This is a genomic window from Actinomadura sp. NAK00032 (genome assembly GCF_013364275.1).
Taxonomy (GTDB): Bacteria; Actinomycetota; Actinomycetes; order Streptosporangiales; family Streptosporangiaceae; genus Spirillospora.
This window is the reverse complement of sequence record NZ_CP054932.1, coordinates 1927849-1944752: the sequence shown is the minus strand read 5'-3', so window position 1 is coordinate 1944752 and position 16904 is coordinate 1927849. Positions and strand designations below refer to the sequence as shown.

Sequence of the window (16904 nt, the reverse complement as noted above, 5' to 3'; positions counted from 1 at the left end):
CGACGGGCGGGCCGGCCTCAGCCGGCGCGCTTGGTGCGGGCGCGCGTGCGCTCGCGCTCCTTGGCGTCCAGCACGACCTTGCGGATGCGGACGTTCGCCGGCGTCACCTCGACGCACTCGTCCTCGCGGCAGAACTCCAGCGCCTCCTCCAGCGACAGGAGCCGGGGCGGGGTGAGCCGCTCCAGCTCGTCGCCGGTGGACGACCGCATGTTCGTGAGCTTCTTCTCCTTGGTGATGTTGACGTCCATGTCGTCGGCGCGGGAGTTCTCCCCGACGATCATGCCCTCGTACACCTCGGTGGTCGGCCCGACGAAGAACGTGCCGCGCTCCTGCAGGTTCGTGATCGCGTACGCGGTGGCGGCGCCGGCGCGGTCGGCGACCAGCGACCCCGACGGGCGGGTGCGCAGCTCGCCGAACCAGGGCTCGTAGTCCTCGAAGACGTGGTGCGCCATGCCGGTGCCGCGCGTCTCGGTCATGAACTCGGTGCGGAACCCGATCAGGCCGCGGGCCGGGACGAGGAACTCCATCCGGACCCAGCCGGTGCCGTGGTTGGTCATCTGCTCCATGCGGCCCTTGCGGACCGCCATCAGCTGCGTGACCGCGCCGAGGTGCTCCTCGGGGATGTCGACGGTGAGCCGCTCGACCGGCTCGTGCCGCTTGCCGTCGATGTCGCGGGTGACGACCTGCGGCTTGCCGACGGTCAGCTCGTAGCCCTCGCGGCGCATGTTCTCGACGAGGATCGCGAGGGCCAGCTCGCCGCGGCCCTGCACCTCCCACGCGTCCGGCCGCTCGGTCGGCAGCACCTTGATCGACACGTTGCCGACCAGCTCGCGGTCGATCCGGTCCTTGACCATCCGCGCGGTGACCTTGGTGCCCTTCTCGCGGCCCGCCATCGGCCCGGTGTTGGTGCCGATCGTCATCGAGATCGCCGGCTCGTCCACGGTGATCAGCGGCAGCGGGCGCGGGTCGTCCGGGTCGGCGATGGTGTCGCCGATCATGATCTCCGGGATGCCGGCGATCGCGATGATGTCGCCCGGCCCGGCCTCGTCGGCGGGCTTGCGGGTGAGCGCGTCCGTCATCAGCAGCTCGGTGATCTTCACCCGCTCGATGCTGCCGTCGTGCCGGCACCAGGCGACCGGCTGGCCCTTCTTGATCGTCCCGGCGTACATCCGGCACAGCGCGATCCGGCCGAGGTAGCTGGAGGCGTCCAGGTTCGTCACGTGCGCCTGCAGCGGGGCGTCCGGGTCGTAGGACGGCGCCGGGATCGTCTCGGTGATGACCTTGAACAGCGGCTCCAGGTCGGCGCTGTCGGGCATGGCGCCGTCGGCGGGCTTGTCGAGCGAGGCCCGCCCCGCCCGGCCCGACGCGTACACGATCGGGAAGTCGATCTGGTCCTCGTCGGCGTCGAGGTCCATGAACAGTTCGTAGGTCTCGTCCACGACCTCGTCGATGCGGGCGTCGGGACGGTCGGTCTTGTTCACCACCAGGATGACCGGGAGCCGCGCGGCCAGCGCCTTGCGCAGCACGAACCGGGTCTGCGGGAGGGGGCCCTCGCTGGCGTCCACCAGCAGGACGACGCCGTCCACCATGGACAGCCCGCGCTCGACCTCGCCGCCGAAGTCGGCGTGGCCCGGGGTGTCGATGATGTTGATCGTCAGCCCGTTGTGCTTGACCGCGGTGTTCTTCGCGAGAATCGTGATGCCCTTCTCGCGCTCCAGGTCGTTGGAGTCCATGACCCGGTCGTCGACGTCCTGGTTCTCGCGGAAGGCCCCGGACTGCCAGAGCATGGCGTCGACCAGCGTCGTCTTTCCGTGGTCGACGTGGGCGACGATCGCGACGTTCCGGAGGTCGTCGCGCGTGGAGATGGGCATGCGGGTTACCTTGCGTGAGGTTTCAGGAGAGTCGCCGCAGAAACACGGCAGCACTCCATTCTACGCTCCGCGACCCCTCCCGCATTCCCGAGCGGGCCGCCCCGGGCCGCGCGCCCGCCCGATTGGCCAACTTTGCCGATCCTTTGTAATCTTCCCGAGATCCGGTCGTCCGGAGTCCCACCCCCCGGGGCTGCGACCGGAACGCCGAATCTCCCGCCCGGCGGGAGAACCGGGGACCCAACACCCCCGGGGTGAATCGGCGCGCGACACGCGCCGTAGGGCGACTCCTGGCCCGAACCCGTCAGCTAACCCGGTAGGCGTGCGTGGAGAGGAGAGCACCGGCTTGGCACCGGACCCCCACCGGCGGCGGCGCGTCGCGCCCACCGCCACCGCGGCAGCCCTGCTCCTGGCCGGCCTCGGCGCCACCGCGCCCGTCGCCGCGCCCGTCGCCGCGCACGCCGCACCGCTCGGCCTCGCCGCCGCGGCGAACCCGAGCCCCACTCCGACGACGGAGAAGGGCCTGCGCAAGAGCCTCAACGCGCTGAACGAAGAGGCCGAGATCCTCACCGAGAAGTACAACAAGACCCGCGTCGACCTGAAGGCCGCGCAGAAGGCCGAGCAGGCCGCCGCCAAGACCGCGCAGACCCTGCGGGCCCAGGCCGCGCCCGCCCGCGAGCGCCTCGGCCGGATGGCCGCCGCCAACTACATCGCCGGCTCCCCCGACGCGCTGTTCGGCGCGAACGGCTCCCCCGACGGGCTGTCAGACAGCGCCTACCTCGTCCAGAACCAGGCGCACGCCGTCCAGGCCCTGCAGAAGCAGATCGACCGGGCCGAGGCCGCCGAGCGCGACGCGAAGGCCAAGACCGCCCAGGTCAAGAAGGCCTGGGAGGACGCCAAGAAGGCGCGCTCCGAGGCGAAGGCCAAGGTCACCGAGGTGATGAAGCGCCTCGACAAGCTGTCCACCACGCGCGCCAGCGACCCCCGCACCGGCCTCACCGCGACCATCAAGGGCTCCGACCTGCCCGCCAAGATGGCCCGCAAGGCCTACGGCAAGCTCGGCTCCCCCTACGTGTGGGCCGCCGCCGGACCGAGCAGCTTCGACTGCTCCGGCCTCGTCGTCTGGGCCTACGCCCAGGTGGGCAAGCCCGGCCTGCCGCACTACACCGGCGACCTCTACCAGCTCGGCACCAAGGTCCCCCGGACCCAGCTGCGCTCCGGCGACCTGGTCTACTTCGGCGGCAACCTCCACCACATGGGCATCTACCTCAGCGGCGGCAAGTACCTGCACGCCCCGCAGACCGGCGATGTGGTGAAGATCTCCAAGCTGTCGGACCGCTCCGACTACGCCGGCGCCAACCGCATCTCCTGACCCCCCTCCCGGGCCGCGCGACGCGGCCCCCTCAGTCGTCGGGGGCTTCCTGCGGCGCGGTAGGAAGCCCCCGGCGGGTTTATTGTTTTGCCCTCGGCGGTCGGCGCTGGCGCGCCTTCCTTCCACGGGCAAAACGGCGATCGCTGCATCGCTCCGGCTCGCCTTGCGGCTCGCTTCGCGATCAGGTTCTCGCTTCGCTTGAACCTGGCTTCGCACGCGATCGCAACGTGGCGGTCGCCGCAACCTTGGGTTACGGACGTGTGCCTTGTGGTCCGCGCGTGGTGCGGGAGTGGCTGATGTCGTTGGGGCAGGTTCCCCGGTTCGTCTTCGCTCGCCTTGCGGGTCGCGGCACGATCGGCTTCTCGCTTCGCTTTGAAGCCGGCTTCGCCTGGCCACTCCAGATCGGTTGGGGCGGGGTCGGCGGAGTGGGGCCTAGATGAGGTGGGCGTGGGCTATGGCGTCTATTACCGGGCGGTCGCCTGGGAGCCAGTCGACGTCGTAGAGCTCTTGGGGGGACAGCCAGCGCAGGGCCAGGTGTTCCAGGGGCCGGGGGGTGCCTTCGATGATCTCGGCCGTCCAGACGCGCAGGACGGCCTTGTCACTGAGGCGCCAGTCGGTGCCGATGCGGCGGTCCAGCCGGACCTTGATCGCCAGTTCCTCCGCGCACTCGCGGACCAGGGCGTCCTCGTCGGACTCCCCCGGGTCGACCTTGCCGCCCGGCAGCTCCCAGCCGCCCGCCATGTGCGGCGGCTCGGCCCGCTGCGCGGTCAGCAGCCGGCCGTCCGCGATGATCGCCGCGCCCACCACCACGAGGTCGATCGCGATCAGCTCCTCTCCGTCGCGGCGGCCTCGACCAGCCGCCTCGATTCCCGGACGATCTCCTCGAGGTGGTCGCCGTGCGCGCCGCGCCAGTAGACCTGCTCGCAGTCCGCGCAGCGGCCGTAGACGTCGTAGCTGCGGCGCGTCCCCGCCTCCAGGCCCTCCTCGACCTCGGTCTTGTCGACCGGGACCAGCTCGCCGTTGCAGGCGGTGCAGCGCGTCCAGGGGTGCAGGACGGGCGCGAAGCGGTCGAGGAGGTCGCGGAGCTGGTCGTCCGGCCGGGCGCCGCGGACGTAGGCGCCGAACCACAGCGCGCGGCGGCGCAGCAGGCCCCGGTCCTGGGTGAGCAGGACGCGGCGTTCGGCGTTGGCCTGGACGACCAGCGCCGGGTCGTCCATGTCGTTGTGGTAAGCGGTGTCGAGGCCGAGGAGGCGCATCCGGCGCGCGAGCGTGCCGAGGTGCACGTCCAGCAGGAAGCGCGGGGCGTCCTGGCCCGGTTCGAGCGGGACGGGCTGGGGGCGCGGTACCGCCGCCACCCGCACCTCGTCGCCGGGCTCCGGACGGGCGGACGGCTCGGCCGGTTCGCCGTTGACGGTGATCGGCCCGGCCTCGGGCAGCGGCACGCCGAGCGACTCGATGAGGTGCCCCAGCGTGGACGTCCCGTCGCAGGGCACCCGGGTCGCGGTCCGCCGGCGGGCGGCGGGCAGGAACAGGAGTAGTTCGTCGGCGACGCGGATCGTTGTCTCGGGCTCCACGCCGATCAGCATGCCACGCGAGCCCGGTGATCTTCCTCGGATTATCGGCCGAGGCGCGCGGCGGACTCCGCCAGGGCCGCCGGCAGGGACGGGACGTCCTGCCCCTGGAGCACCCCGCCGCGCTTGAGCACGCGGCCGCCGACGAGGACGGTGTCGACGTTGCGGATGTCCGCCGACAGGACGACCGCGGCGATGGGGTCGCGGGCCGCCGCGACGCCGAGCGTGTCGGTGTGCAGGAGCAGGATGTCGGCCCGCTTGCCGGGGGTCAGCGAGCCGCGTCGGCGTGGCCGGGGCCGACCTGGATGCTCGACCAGTGTCGTGAGGCCCGGGGCGACGTCGACGTCGCGGCCGCGACGTGGCGGCGGGACGGGCTGGCCGAGCCGCTCGTCGCGATGCTGGAGGTCAGCAAGCGCGCCGGACGCGTCGCCATGCTCGTCCAGCAGGCCATGCGGCCCGCGCTCGCCGGCCTCGGCCTCACCGACGCCGAGTTCGAGGTGCTGACCGTGCTGCGCCGGGAGGGCGCGCTGACCCGGTCGGCGTTCCTCACCTCCGGCGGCACCGGCAACGTCCTGCAGCGCCTGCAGAAGGCCGGCCACATCGCGCGCGAGGCCAACGCCGGGGACTCCCGCAGCCGGTTCGTGCAGCTGACCGAGGACGGGCTGCGCGTCACCGAGCGCGGCCTGGCGGCGGCCGCCGCCGCGCACGAGGACGTCATGGGGCGGGTGTCGGAGCGGGACGTCCGGGCCGCCGCCGACGCGCTCCGCGAGATCGTCGCCGCCGTCCGCCCGGCCCGCTGACCGGGCGGGTCAGCTCCCGGGCTGCGGGGCGGCCAGCTCGGCGAGCTTCTTCTTGAAGTCGGGCCGCGCGAGCGGGCGGGTCACGCCGACCCAGTCCGACCGCTTGTACGACTTCACACCGATCGCGGGCACGCACGTCGAGCAGCTCGCCACGATCATCTTGCCCTTGCCGATGACCATCCCGACATGGCCGGGATTGTTCGACGAGGTCCCCGGGCCGGAGTTGAAGAACACCAGGTCACCCGGTTGCTCCTTGCCCTTGGAGATCCGCACGCCGAACGGCCACTGCTCGAACGTGGTGCGCGGGATGTCCAGGCCGGCCTGCCGGTAGGCGGCCTGGAGGAGGCTGGAGCAGTCCCAGGCGTCCGGGCCGTTCGCGCCGAACACGTACGGCTTGCCGCGCTGCGCCATCGCGAACTCGATGATCTTCTGGACGAGCGCGCCGACATTGGCGGGGAGCTCGTTGTCCCCGCAGTTGACGCCGTTCGCCTGGACGACCTTGAAGTCGCCGCCGACGTAGCGCTTCGCCCAGTCCAGGACGAGGTCCACGTAGTCGGACGAGTGGTTGTACTGGAAGATCGCGGTGCGCATCCGCTGCGGGGCGCCGTTGTGCTTGAGGTAGGCGGCCGCGGAGGGGATGGCGTCCACCGGGTCGTAGCGGTCCTTGTCGCCGTCCTTGTCCCCGTCGACGCCGAACGCGTCGAACGTCGCCTTCAGGAACTGCATCGGCCCGCCGGCGCCCGCGTAGTTCTCCCCGCTGCTGACGCCCGGCAGCGTCGAGCGGCCGTGGTCGGTCTCGACCTTGCCGACGCCCGCCAGCACGTTCCACGGGATGCCGTACTTCTTGCCGGCCTCCTGGTAGAGCTTCAGGTAGTTCGCCGGGACGGCCTTCGCGTCGTTCGCCGCGGCGGGCTGCGCGTCCGCGCCGGCGACGTCCACGCAGCCACCGCCGCCGACCCCGCCGCCGAACATGAACTGGCTCGCGCCGAACATGATCGGGACGAACACCAGCGCGACGAACAGGGTCGCGGCGACGCCGAGCCCGCCGGCGAGCAGCAACCGGCGCGGGCTCATCCGGTGTCACCCGCCTGACCGGTGCCGGCCGGCTGGAAGGAGTACACCTTCAGCGCTCCGCCGTCCCGCGCGACCGTCACCGCGTACTGCCTGCTCTCGCTGGTCCGCTTGCCGCCCTTGGTGAGCTGCTGCCGGCCCGTCACGAGGAAGATGAGCGAGTTGTCCTCGATGTTGCGGACCTGGTCGAGGGACGCCGACCCCTGCGCGACGACCTGCTCGCGGCGGCGCTCCTCCAGCAGGCCGGGCGTGCCCGCGTCCCGGCCGAGGCGCTGCCGCAGCTCGTCGGTGGCCAGTCCGGCCAGGCGCCCCATGTAGGCGTCGGGGGTCTCGTCGTAGCGGTAGGTCTCGTAGGCGGCGACGAACCGCTGCGCCATGTCCGCCGCCGTGGCGAACTCCTGCTGGGAGAACGGCAGCAGCCGGTAGATGTCGAAGTCGCCCGGGTTCACCGCGCTCTGGATGCCGGGCGGCGGGGACTGCGGGCCGGGCGGACCGGCCGTGGGCGTGGCGCTCGGCCGCGCCTCCGGCCGGTCGTCGCCGTGCTCGGGCGCCGCGACCGTCAGGTAGATGCCGACGGCGGCGAGCACCACCACGAGCCCCGCGAAGATGAGCTTGCGCCGGCGGTCGTTCAGGTTCATCACTCGTCCCGCTCCGGCTCACCGGCCGGACGGTCCACCGGGCGCAGCCAGAACGGGATGGGCGGACCCTCCCCGGAGCCGCGCCGGCCCCCGCCCCACAGCGGCGGCGGCTGCTGCCGCCCGCCCGGGCCCTGGGACGGCGAGGCACCGCTGGACCCGCCGTTGCCGGTGCCACCGCGCTGCCGCGGGATGTTCGCCGCGGGCGCGCCGCCCCCGGACCCGCCGGACCCGCCGGAGCCGCCGCCCGAACCGCCGTTGCCGTTGGAACCGCCACCGGAGCGGCCGCGGCCGACGCCGGCGAACCAGCCACCGCCCCCGCCCGAGCCGCCGTTACCGCCGCCGGAACTACCGCCGCCGCTCGCCCCACCGCCGCTACCGCCGCGTCCCGACCAGGAGGTCGGGCGTACGGTGCCGGGGCCGTTGCCGGACGACGGCTTCCCGCCGCCGGCCGCCGCGCCGCCCCCGCCCTTCGCGGCCGAGACGCCGCCTGGACGGGCGGAGGTGCCCGCCCCGCCGCCATCCGACGTGCGGTCGCCGAGCGCGCCCGCGCGGGTCGGCAGGTTCAGCGGGGGCGCGCCCCGCCTGGACCGTCCCCGCGAGGCCGCGATGGCCCCGCCGGCGCCGCGCGGCTTCGCCGCGAGCACCGGTGCCTCCTCCGGCGACGGGCCGTCGCCCGCGCCCGCACCCGTCCGCCGGTCGGCGACGGCGACCGCGGAGCCGGGGGCGGCATCGCCCTGCGCCCCGGCGGCCACGGCCTCGGACGTCGCCTCGCGCTTCGCCCACCGGCCCAGCCGGTAGCCGGCCGCGCCGGGCACGACGGCGGCCGCGACGCCGGTGGTGCTGCGGCGCGCCTCGGTGACCGACTTGTTGAGCTGCGCCTCGCTCTTCTCCCGCGACCCGACGGCCGAGTACCCGACCGCCGAGAACAGGTGCTGGAACGGCTTGCGGTAGATGAACGCCGCGAACGTCACCAGCGCGATGAGCAGCACCTGCAGGCCCCACGGCAGCGTCTCGCCGAGGATCAGGCTGTACGCCCACAGCAGCAGCGACAGCACACCGATCAGCGCCGCCTGTTTCAGCAGCATCGACAGCAGGAGTTCGAGCCATCGGACGGCGATGACCCGTCCGATGCCGGGATGTATCCCGATCCCGAGGAAGATCGGCCCGGCGACGAGCAGCAGCAGGAACGCGATCTTCACGACGATCAGCGCGATCGCGATGACCATGATCAGCAGCCCGGCGACCAGCGCCGCGAACAGCCCCCCGAACGCGACCGCCAGCCGGTTCTGCCAGTTCTTCCCTTGGAACAGCGAGTAGGACTGCGGGTAGTTGTCCTTGATGTTCTTCGTGACGTCCTTGTAGGCGTCGGCCTTCTTGCCGAGGTCGACCTTGTTGCCGCCGTACGTCTCCGGCAGGTCGACGGCCTGCGACCACAGCAGCTTGTCGGCGTTCTCCTTGACGATCTTCGCGTTGGGGTCGGTGGTGCCGAACTCGCCCTGCAGCCACGGCTTGCAGACCAGCGCCACCCACAGCCCGTTGGCGTTGCGCGTCGTCGCGTCGAGGTTCTGGGAGGTCGCCGGATCGGGCTTGCCGTCCGGCCTCGGTATACAGGTCCCGCCCTTGGTGTCGCTCTGCGGCAGGGCCGCGTTGAAGGCGGCGCTGGTCGCCTCGGACGTCTTCGTCCCGAGCGTGGTGAAGTCCGCGGGACGCGCGATCAGCCAGACGAGCGCCACCATCGCGGCGACCATCCAGATCACGCCCTCGGTGACCTTGCTGGCCCGCTTGCGGACCAGCCCCCACCAGGCGAGCCACATCGCGCCGAGGATGACCACCCACGACCAGTACCGCGCGTTGAACGTCTTGCCGATGTTGCTGATGACGCCGTCGACGGTGTCCTTCAGCCAGCCGAGCAGCGAGTCGGACGCCGCCGCCTGGTAGACGCTGATCGTCGTCCGGTCGATCGCCCGGACGATCGTGAACGTGGTGTTGGCGAGGGCGTTGCCCATCAGCGCCATCGCGTCCGAGCAGTCCATGTCGACCGCGTACCAGGTCTGCCCGGCCGTGCCGTACCGGTCGTAGTACGTCAGCTGCTCGACGGACGTCCCCTGCAGCTTCTCGTTCGGGTAGTCCGGCGGCTTGATCAGGCCGTCGGTGCCCGACCCGTACTGCTCGGGCGCCGGGTTGTCGGCCGGCCGGCACGGGCTGTTCGGGGAGAACGGCCCCGCGCTCGCCATCGGGGAGAGGATGACGACGAAAATGGCCGCCACCAGCATGACCAGGACCGAGCGGCGGGTCCGCGGAAGCGGGCGGCGGCGCCGGCGGCGGCCGGGGCGGTCGAGGACGGCGGGGTCGAGCCCTTCGCCGGGCGAACGCTGCAGGCGCGCCGTCCCGTGGCGGGGACTCCTCATCGGGTGACCTCCTCGGCCTCGGCCCCCGCGGCGGTGAGTTCGGACGTGCCCGGACGGGACCGGGTCGGGTTGGTGTCCAGCCAACGCTGCAGTTCCTCGGAGATCAGGTCGACGCCGATGCGCCCCGCTCGGCCGTCGAGGTCACGGAAGATGCATTCGCCGTTGCCGAGGTTGCGCAGCACGGCCTTGTGCTCGTCGGACGCCTCGACGCCGAGCAGCGACATGACGTTGCCGACCTCGACCCGTTCGGTGGAACGGAACGAGAACACCGACGACAGGCAGTTCGTCACCTGTTCGTTCAGCAGGTCCCCCGCGTTCTGGGAGACCAGGATCAGGGCGGTGTTCCGGGAGCGGCCCATGCGGGACACCTCCGGCACCAGCTTCGCGCCCTCGGGCGTCGAGGTGATCGCCCACGCCTCGTCCAGGAAGATCGCCTTCGGCAGCCGCCGGTCGAGGCCGTGCATGAGCCTCCGCGCGAACTGCGACACGAGGTACATCAGCGCCACCGACAGCCGCTGCTCGTAGGAGTAGTCCTCCCGCGAGATGGTGACGTCGGGCAGTGTCAGGCCGCCGAGCGTGAACACCGTCGTCCAGCCCTCGGTGTCGATGCGCTCCCCGCCGGACGGGTCGAAGCACAGCCGCGCGAGCTTCATCTCCGACATCGACCTGAGCACCGCGCCGAGGTTCTTGGACGCGGGGTCGGCCGCGGCCTCCAGGTGGTCGACGACGCGCCCGAGCGAGGGCCGCTCCGCGTTGGCGACCGCGCCGACCGCCTGGATCATCGCGGACTCGCGCTCCTCCGACATCCGCGGCAGCAGCAGCCGCAGCGTCTCGGTCGCCATCGTCTTCATCGTGGCGAGGTCGTCGCCGAACGAGAACGGGTCGAGCAGGCCGGGCGCCGCCGAGCCGAGCGGCAGGATGCGCGCCTTGCGCCCGCGCGCCTTCAGCAGCTCGACGAGCGACTCGGCGTCGCCCTTCGGGTCGATCGCCGCGATCGTCACGCCGCGCAGCGCCATCTGGTAGATCAGCAGCAGCGCCAGCGTCGTCTTGCCGCCGCCCGGCTCGCCCGTGATCGCGACCGCGGTCGGCCGGTTGCGGGCCGCCGCGACGAGCGGGTCGAAGTGCACGATGGAGCGGGCCCGGCCGAGCGTCTCGCCGATGTAGGGGCCGATCCAGCCCTCCTGCTCGTCGTCCGGCCGGTCGCCGAGGTCGACGGTCGCGACCGGCATGCCGCCCGCGATCGTCCGCAGCGGCTGCCGCTGCGCGTAGGCGTTCAGCCGGATCTGGTCGCCGGGCAGCGACTCCAGGAACAGCGAGAACTGGTCGCCGGTCGAGTTCACGACGTCGATGCCGATGTCGCGGTAGTGCTCGACGACCGCGTCCACCCGCTGGGCGAGCAGCTCCTCGGTCGGCGCGGACACGATCAGCCGGTGCCATCCGTACACGAACGGCAGCCGCTCCTTGGTGATGCCGTGCTCCAGCATGCGGGCCGCGTCGATCTGCTCGGCGAGCGCGATCGGCGCCTCCGCGCCCGCCTCCCGGATGTGCTGGTCCATGTCGCGGGCGTGGGCGAGCTTGCGGGAGACGTCCTTGGACGCCTTCGCCGGCGGGATCAGCTTCATCCGCGCGCTGATCTCGACGGGGAACGGCAGCGAGTCGGAGTAGTGGAACCAGGGCTCCCCGTCCGGGAAGGGCATCATGTCCGGGAACCGGGCGAACGACAGGTACGCGACGTAGGACGCGGCCGTCGCGCCCCCGCCCGCGCCCGTGAAGTTCGGCTGCTCGATCCGCAGGTAGGAGCGCCCGTTGTGGATGGCGCCCTCGACCAGCGACTCGATCTCGCCCTTGCCCCACGTCCGGCGCGGGACGGCGGACGGCGGCGGGTCGGCCAGCGACCCCGTCACCGCGTGCTGGAACAGCCACGCGACCTCCGTCGAGGTGGCGTGCCTGGCGTACAGGGCGGACCCGCCGAGCGCGCGCCCGACCCGTTCGGCCTGCTCCGTCCAGCGCGCGATCTCCTTCTTGTCGATCGCGTCGTCGTGCATGCCGAGGGCGCTCTCGCTGCGCTTGTAGAACCCGAGGAGCTGCGCCAGGACGCCGCCGGACAGCTGCGCGCCCATGCCGCGCGGCCCGAGCCGCACCCCGAGGTAGACCTCCTTGGTCCAGAAGTCCTTCGCCCACACGTGCGCGTAGGTCTCCTCCAGGTACTCCCGCCATCCGGGGCCGCCGTCGGACGTCCGGTCCAGGGCGAGCGCCCACTCGGCCGCCGGGTACGTCCGGTGCGCGATCCGCAGGTGGACCTCGGCGTCCTGCATGCGGATGCCCGCGAGCGCGATGGTGATGTTCGTGGCGAGCGCCTCGCGCTCCTCCCCGGTGGTGAACTCGTACGACACCGTGGGGAGCCGGAAGTACGCCCAGGCGGCGCCGTCGGTGAACAGCACCCGGTCGTCGAAGTACCGGACGGCCAGCCGGCTGGACTTGCTCATGCCGTCCTCCCGCCCTCGGATCCGACCGGTGAGCGCCGCTCGGCCGCGGCCGGCCCGCCGCGCGCCCGCACTGATTCTCCCGGCGCCCGGGCGCCCGCGCAGGGCTGCCCGGGAGAGTGTTCACGGTCCGGACGGTCATGAACGTCAAGCCCGTCCGCCAGGGATGCCCGTTTCACTAGGGTCTCCGCTCGATGCCCGCGAGGGGCGCTCATCGGGTGGCCTCCTGCTCCTGCTGAAGCTCCTGGTAACGCTCGGGCATGACGGTGAAACCGCCGGCGACGACGCCGGCCAGGGCAAGGTAGGCACGCCGCGTCGGCGTCCGCAACGACTTCAGCTCGTTGCGCGGCGCGCGGTCCATGCTGAGGTGATCATCCCACGGGATGCGCACCAGGGCCCGGCATCTGCCGCGCGCCACGGCCTCGGCCTGCTCGACGTCGTCCATGCTGCGGCGGCTCACCCCGTTGATGACGGTCACGGCGCGTGATCTCAGCTCCTCGTAGCCGTGGCCGTCCAGCCACTCGAACGTCATCGCGACGGCGCGCGGCGCGTCGGCGCTGGCCGGCGCCACCAGCACGATCTGGTCGGCGTACGGCAGGACCCGCGCGACCACGGCGGCGGCCGCGTCCAGCAGCGTCACCGAGTAGAACTTGTCGATCGTGCGGATCGCGAGCGCGTAGTCGCGGTCGTCGAGCGCCTGCAGCGGGTTCTTGCCCGCCGCGATCACATCGAGCCCGGACTTGGCCTGCGAGGTGTACCGCCGCATCGCGGTGAGGCTGCCGACCTGGTCGGCGCGCGTGATGAGCCCGGTCAGCGTCTCGTTGGTGTCGCTGCGCGTCCGGCGGGCCAGCGCGCCCGGCCCGGGGTTCACGTCGATCGCGACGACGGGCTCCCCGTTGTGCTGCGCGAACGTGTGCCCGAGCATCAGCGCGGTGACGGTCTGCCCCGCGCCCCCGGTGCACCCGAGCACGACGACGTGCCGCGTCCCGTGGAACGGCTGCTGGAGCCGCTGCTGGTACTCGGCGTCGACCTCGCCGTGCCCGCCGCCGACGGTGTGGATGAGCCGCCGGAACCCGCCGGTGCTGACCTCGTGATCCGGCCCCGGCGGCGTGATCGCGGGCCCGGACGGCGGCGGCGCGGGCGGCGGCGGCAGCGGCCGCGGCCGCACGGGCGAGGCCGGCTGCGACCGCACCTCCCGCGGCGGCGCCTGCTCCTCCACCGGCGGCGCCGGCGGCGGCACCTGCTGCGCCGGAGGGGGCACCTGCCGCACGGGCTGCGCCTCCGCCGACTCGGCAGCTGGACGCTGCGGCCGGGACAGCCCCTCCGACCACGGCTTGGGCGGCTCCCGGCGCGGCGCCGGCGGCACCGGCCGAGGCGGCGCCCCGAACGCCCCGGGCACCATCGGCACATCGGGCCGCGTAACGGGCGGCGCCCAAGGCGGCGGCGGAGGCACCGGCGCCCGAGCCCCAGCAACTCTCTTATCCCCCGGCTCCCCACCTTCAGGAGCCCGCACCCGCTGCCCAGCCTCCACCCCGGAACCAGCCCCAGCCGGAACCGGCCCTGCAGAACCATCGCTCGACCGGCCAGCACCCGGCTGCCGCGTCCCCTCAGAGGCCGCCGCCTCGGACGAAGACCCGACCGCCGCACCGGCACCGGCCGAAGGAGCGCCGGTCGGATCAGCACTGCCCGGCTGACGCGTCCGATCAGCCTGCGCCGCCTCCGACGCGGACCCGCTGGCCGCAGCGGGGCCGGGCGCCGGAACACCAGTCGCACGCACGGGACGCACAGGGATCGGCTGCCCCGTCCCCTCGGGCCGCGCCGACTCGGACGAAGACCCGCCCGCCGCACCGGCACCGGCCGAAGGAGCGCCGGTCGGATCAGCACTGCCCGGCTGACGCGTCCGATCGGACCGTGCCGACTCGGACGCAGGCACGCCCGTCGCAGCGGGGCTGGGGGCCGGAACACCAGTCGCACGGATGGGGGGCGCAGGGGTCGGCTGCCCCGTCCCCTCAGGCGACGCCGCCCTGGGCGAAGCCTCGCTCGCGGGGCCGGCCGCAGGAACGTCGGTCGGTTGGGTGGGGCTCGGCTGCCGTGTCCGATCGGACGGCGCTGGTTCTGACGCAGGTACGCCTGCCGCGCCGGCATCGGCCGTAGAGGGGCCGGTCGGATTGGTGATGCCTGGTTGTCGCGGCCGGTCGGATCGTGCTGGCTCCGGCGTGGAGCCGACCGTTGCAGTGGGGCCGGGGGGCGGAGCGCCGGGTGCGTGGAGGGGGCGTGTCGGGCTTGGGTGTTGCGTCGCCTCTGGTGGTGCTGGCTCCGGGGAAGGGGCGTTGGCTGCGGGGCCTGCCACCGGGACGCCGGGCGCGTGGGAGGGGCGCGCGGGGGACGGTTGTGGGGGCGCCTGGGGCGGGGTCGGGTGGTTGGGCAGTGCGGGGCGGGGGCCGTTGGCTATTTCTTCTGCGGCTCGGCGGATGTCGGGACGCGTGGCGGGGGCGGCCTGCCAGATCTCGGCGGGGGCGCCGGGGCGGCGGACGCCGGAGGCCAGGGCGCGCTTGCCGGAGCCCGGCGGGGTCTCCAGCTGGGGGGTGGCCGGGGGGCGTTCCATCTCGGCGGTGGGGAGCGGCAGGACGTCGTCCTCGTGGAAGATGTCGCGGGTGGTGCGGCGCCAGGCCTTGGGCGGGGCCGCGGCCGGCTCCTGCTGGGCGGCGTACTCGACGAGGGGCGGGGGCGCCGCGGCGGTCGCGGGGCGGGGCAGGCGGGCCGGGAGCGGGGTGGGCTCGGGGTCGGCGTGGCGGCGCTTGCGGCGGGACTTGATCGCGGCGCGCTCGGCCGCGGCGACCGGGGCGGGGCCCTCGGCGCGGCGCCAGACGCGGGCGACGATCACCACTTCGCGGGGCTCGCGGATCGGGGTGAGGCGGCACCAGGTGCGGGGCTCGGCGAGGTAGCGGCTGTGCGAGAGCAGCAGCTCGGTGAGGCGCTTGCCCTCGATGACCGGGCGCGTCGCCAGCCAGGTCAGGACGCCCGGCGGAACGATGTACAGCACGTGCCAGGGCGACTCGAACGGGACGCCGACAAGCCTGAGCAGCAGGATCCAGGGCACGAACACGCCGAGGAAGACGCCGATCTGGACGAGCGGCAGCGGCATGGGCAGCCGCAGGTCGTACAGCTTGTACAGCCGCTTCTCGATGCGCCAGATGTTCGTGTACGTGGGCAGATCCACGCCCCTACTCCCCTCCCTGCGCGAGCGCCGAGCCTCCCCGGGTCAGGAGACGTCCACACCGAGTGCCGTGGCGATCGCCTTGGCCGTGGTCTCGATGATCTTCGGCACGTAGAAGATCACTCCGATGCCGATCGCCAGCACGATGAATTGCACGAATCGCGTGATCTCGCGGGTGAACAGGAAGAAGATCGCCACAATGGAGACGATCACGAGGAACAGCGGACCGAATATCTGGCGGAGCCATTCGGCCAGCTGGTCGGTTTTGAGTTCGTCGTCGGGTGCCGCCAGGAGATCGAGCGGAATCGACGCCATGAGGTGATGCAGCATCGATGTTCTACCTTCCTCGGTCGGCGGATGCGGGGGTTGCGTTCTTCAATTCGCGGCCTCTCATGACGCGTTCGGTTCGGTGCTGCCGCGAATGTCGCGCACGAGCCAGGTCGTGCCCTTCTTGACCATGGTGAGCTGGTAGCTCTGCTCCAGCTCGCCGCCGCCGCCTCCGGCGGGCTGCCACACCACCGTCGCGGTGACGGACCGCTCGCCCTGGGCTCCCTTCGGCGCGATGACCTCCTTGACCTGCACGAACGTGACGGACTTGGCGAGGCCGGTGATGGTCGTCCCGGCGGAGAAGCGGGACAGGGCCTCCTGGTTGCCGGACGCGTACTCCGGGAAGAAGGTGCCGAGGAAGGGCTTGAGCTCGTTCTCGAGCGCGGTGTCGCGGTCTTCGAGGCCGCCCTGGGGAAGCTGCGCCTTGGTCGGCGGGGGAAGCAGTGCGGGGCGGGCGGACACCACCAGGGAGCCGCTCTTGTCGGCGTAGACGGGAACGGCGAGCCGCAGCCACCGGTCGGCGGTGCGGGCGAGCAGTGTGACGGTCGCGTTGTTGGCGTCGCGGGCGTCCACTCCGGCGACCTGGACGGACTGCACCTGCATCTTCCCGACGCCGTTCCAGCCGAATTGCGCGTCGGCGCCGTCGGGCAGGAAGGTGCGCAATCGCACCTCGCGGGCGGGGGCCGTCTTCTGGTCGTAGTTGAGATAGACGTTGGCGAACTGGATGGCGAACGCGCCCGCGGCGCTGCTGGGGAACCCGGCGCTGCGCGGCGGCTTGGACGGGGACGCGGCGCCGCCGCCGGAGTCGCTCGCGGTGAAGCGCTCGAACGGGGCGCGGACGCCGTTGACGAGGATGACGAGGATCAGCGCCCACAGCACGGCGCGCCCGACCCACACCCACCAGCGCCCGCCGGACCCGCCCCAGCGGCCGCCCCGCGAGCCGCCGCCGCCGGACCCGCCGCGGCGGCCGTCCCGCTCGGGCAGGTCCCACGAGGGGTCGACGGAGGACGCGAGCGCCCGGACGGGCGCCGCGGTCTCCTCGACTACGGCGGTGTCACGGCCGCGTCCCACGGCCGACCTGCGAGCCATCCTGCCTCCGCTCGCGCCTCGCCCCCGGTCGGCGCGGTCCTGTGTGCCTGGTCATGTTCC

Annotated in this window: 12 protein-coding genes, 1 pseudogene and 1 riboswitch; of the genes and pseudogenes, 2 read left to right on the top strand and 11 right to left on the bottom strand. The window is 72.8% G+C overall.

The annotated features are described in order from the left end of the window. Nucleotides 1–17 precede the first annotated feature (17 nt). The gene (gene typA, locus HUT06_RS09065; protein ID WP_176195300.1) at nt 18–1871 is read right to left on the bottom strand and encodes a translational GTPase TypA; all 1854 of its coding nucleotides are present in this window, start codon (nt 1869–1871) and stop codon (nt 18–20) included. A 192-nt stretch (nt 1872–2063) separates the two neighbouring features. After that, nucleotides 2064–2207: riboswitch (cyclic di-AMP (ydaO/yuaA leader) on the top strand. 7 nt (nt 2208–2214) lie between these two features. Between typA and HUT06_RS09060 the strand changes: the two genes are divergently transcribed. Then, entirely contained in the window at nt 2215–3240 is a 1026-nt protein-coding gene (locus tag HUT06_RS09060; protein WP_176195299.1) for an NlpC/P60 family protein, read from the top strand. A gap of 432 nt (nt 3241–3672) precedes the next feature. Here the strand turns inward: HUT06_RS09060 and HUT06_RS09055 are convergent, their stop codons facing one another. Beyond that, nucleotides 3673–4044: a (deoxy)nucleoside triphosphate pyrophosphohydrolase gene (locus tag HUT06_RS09055; protein WP_254715066.1), complete on the bottom strand. Its 372-nt coding sequence runs from the start codon at nt 4042–4044 to the stop codon at nt 3673–3675. 20 nt (nt 4045–4064) lie between these two features. After that, entirely contained in the window at nt 4065–4814 is a 750-nt protein-coding gene (locus tag HUT06_RS09050; RefSeq protein ID WP_254715065.1) for a Mut7-C ubiquitin/RNAse domain-containing protein, read from the bottom strand. 26 nt (nt 4815–4840) lie between these two features. On the opposite strand from HUT06_RS09050, the gene HUT06_RS09045 reads away from it, so the two are divergent. Beyond that, a complete protein-coding gene (locus HUT06_RS09045) occupies nt 4841–5611 on the top strand; it encodes a MarR family winged helix-turn-helix transcriptional regulator (RefSeq protein ID WP_176195297.1) in 771 nt (256 codons plus the stop codon). A gap of 9 nt (nt 5612–5620) precedes the next feature. Here the strand turns inward: HUT06_RS09045 and HUT06_RS09040 are convergent, their stop codons facing one another. The 8 genes and pseudogenes from HUT06_RS09040 to HUT06_RS09010 form a co-directional block, all read right to left on the bottom strand. Continuing rightward, a complete protein-coding gene (locus HUT06_RS09040; RefSeq protein WP_176195296.1) occupies nt 5621–6685 on the bottom strand; it encodes a bifunctional lytic transglycosylase/C40 family peptidase in 1065 nt (354 codons plus the stop codon). Further along, entirely contained in the window at nt 6682–7320 is a 639-nt protein-coding gene (locus tag HUT06_RS09035) for a hypothetical protein (RefSeq protein WP_176195295.1), read from the bottom strand. The genes HUT06_RS09040 and HUT06_RS09035 overlap by 4 nt, the downstream gene beginning before the upstream one ends. Beyond that, nucleotides 7320–9728: a type IV secretion system protein gene (locus HUT06_RS09030; RefSeq protein WP_176195294.1), complete on the bottom strand. Its 2409-nt coding sequence runs from the start codon at nt 9726–9728 to the stop codon at nt 7320–7322. Before HUT06_RS09030 ends, HUT06_RS09035 begins: the two co-directional genes overlap by 1 nt. After that, entirely contained in the window at nt 9725–12214 is a 2490-nt protein-coding gene (locus HUT06_RS09025; RefSeq protein WP_176195293.1) for an ATP-binding protein, read from the bottom strand. Before HUT06_RS09025 ends, HUT06_RS09030 begins: the two co-directional genes overlap by 4 nt. Nucleotides 12215–12422: 208 nt before the next feature. Then, nucleotides 12423–13619, bottom strand: a complete 1197-nt coding sequence (locus HUT06_RS44435) for a hypothetical protein (protein ID WP_254715064.1) — start codon at nt 13617–13619, stop codon at nt 12423–12425. A gap of 1518 nt (nt 13620–15137) precedes the next feature. Further along, a pseudogene (locus HUT06_RS45570) lies at nt 15138–15431 on the bottom strand (conjugal transfer protein); the annotation flags it as partial. Between the two features lie 42 nt (nt 15432–15473). After that, a complete protein-coding gene (locus tag HUT06_RS09015; RefSeq protein WP_254715737.1) occupies nt 15474–15743 on the bottom strand; it encodes a hypothetical protein in 270 nt (89 codons plus the stop codon). 75 nt (nt 15744–15818) lie between these two features. Beyond that, nucleotides 15819–16844 (bottom strand): conjugal transfer protein, encoded by a 1026-nt coding sequence (locus HUT06_RS09010; protein WP_176195290.1) that lies wholly within the window; start codon nt 16842–16844, stop codon nt 15819–15821. Nucleotides 16845–16904 lie beyond the last annotated feature (60 nt).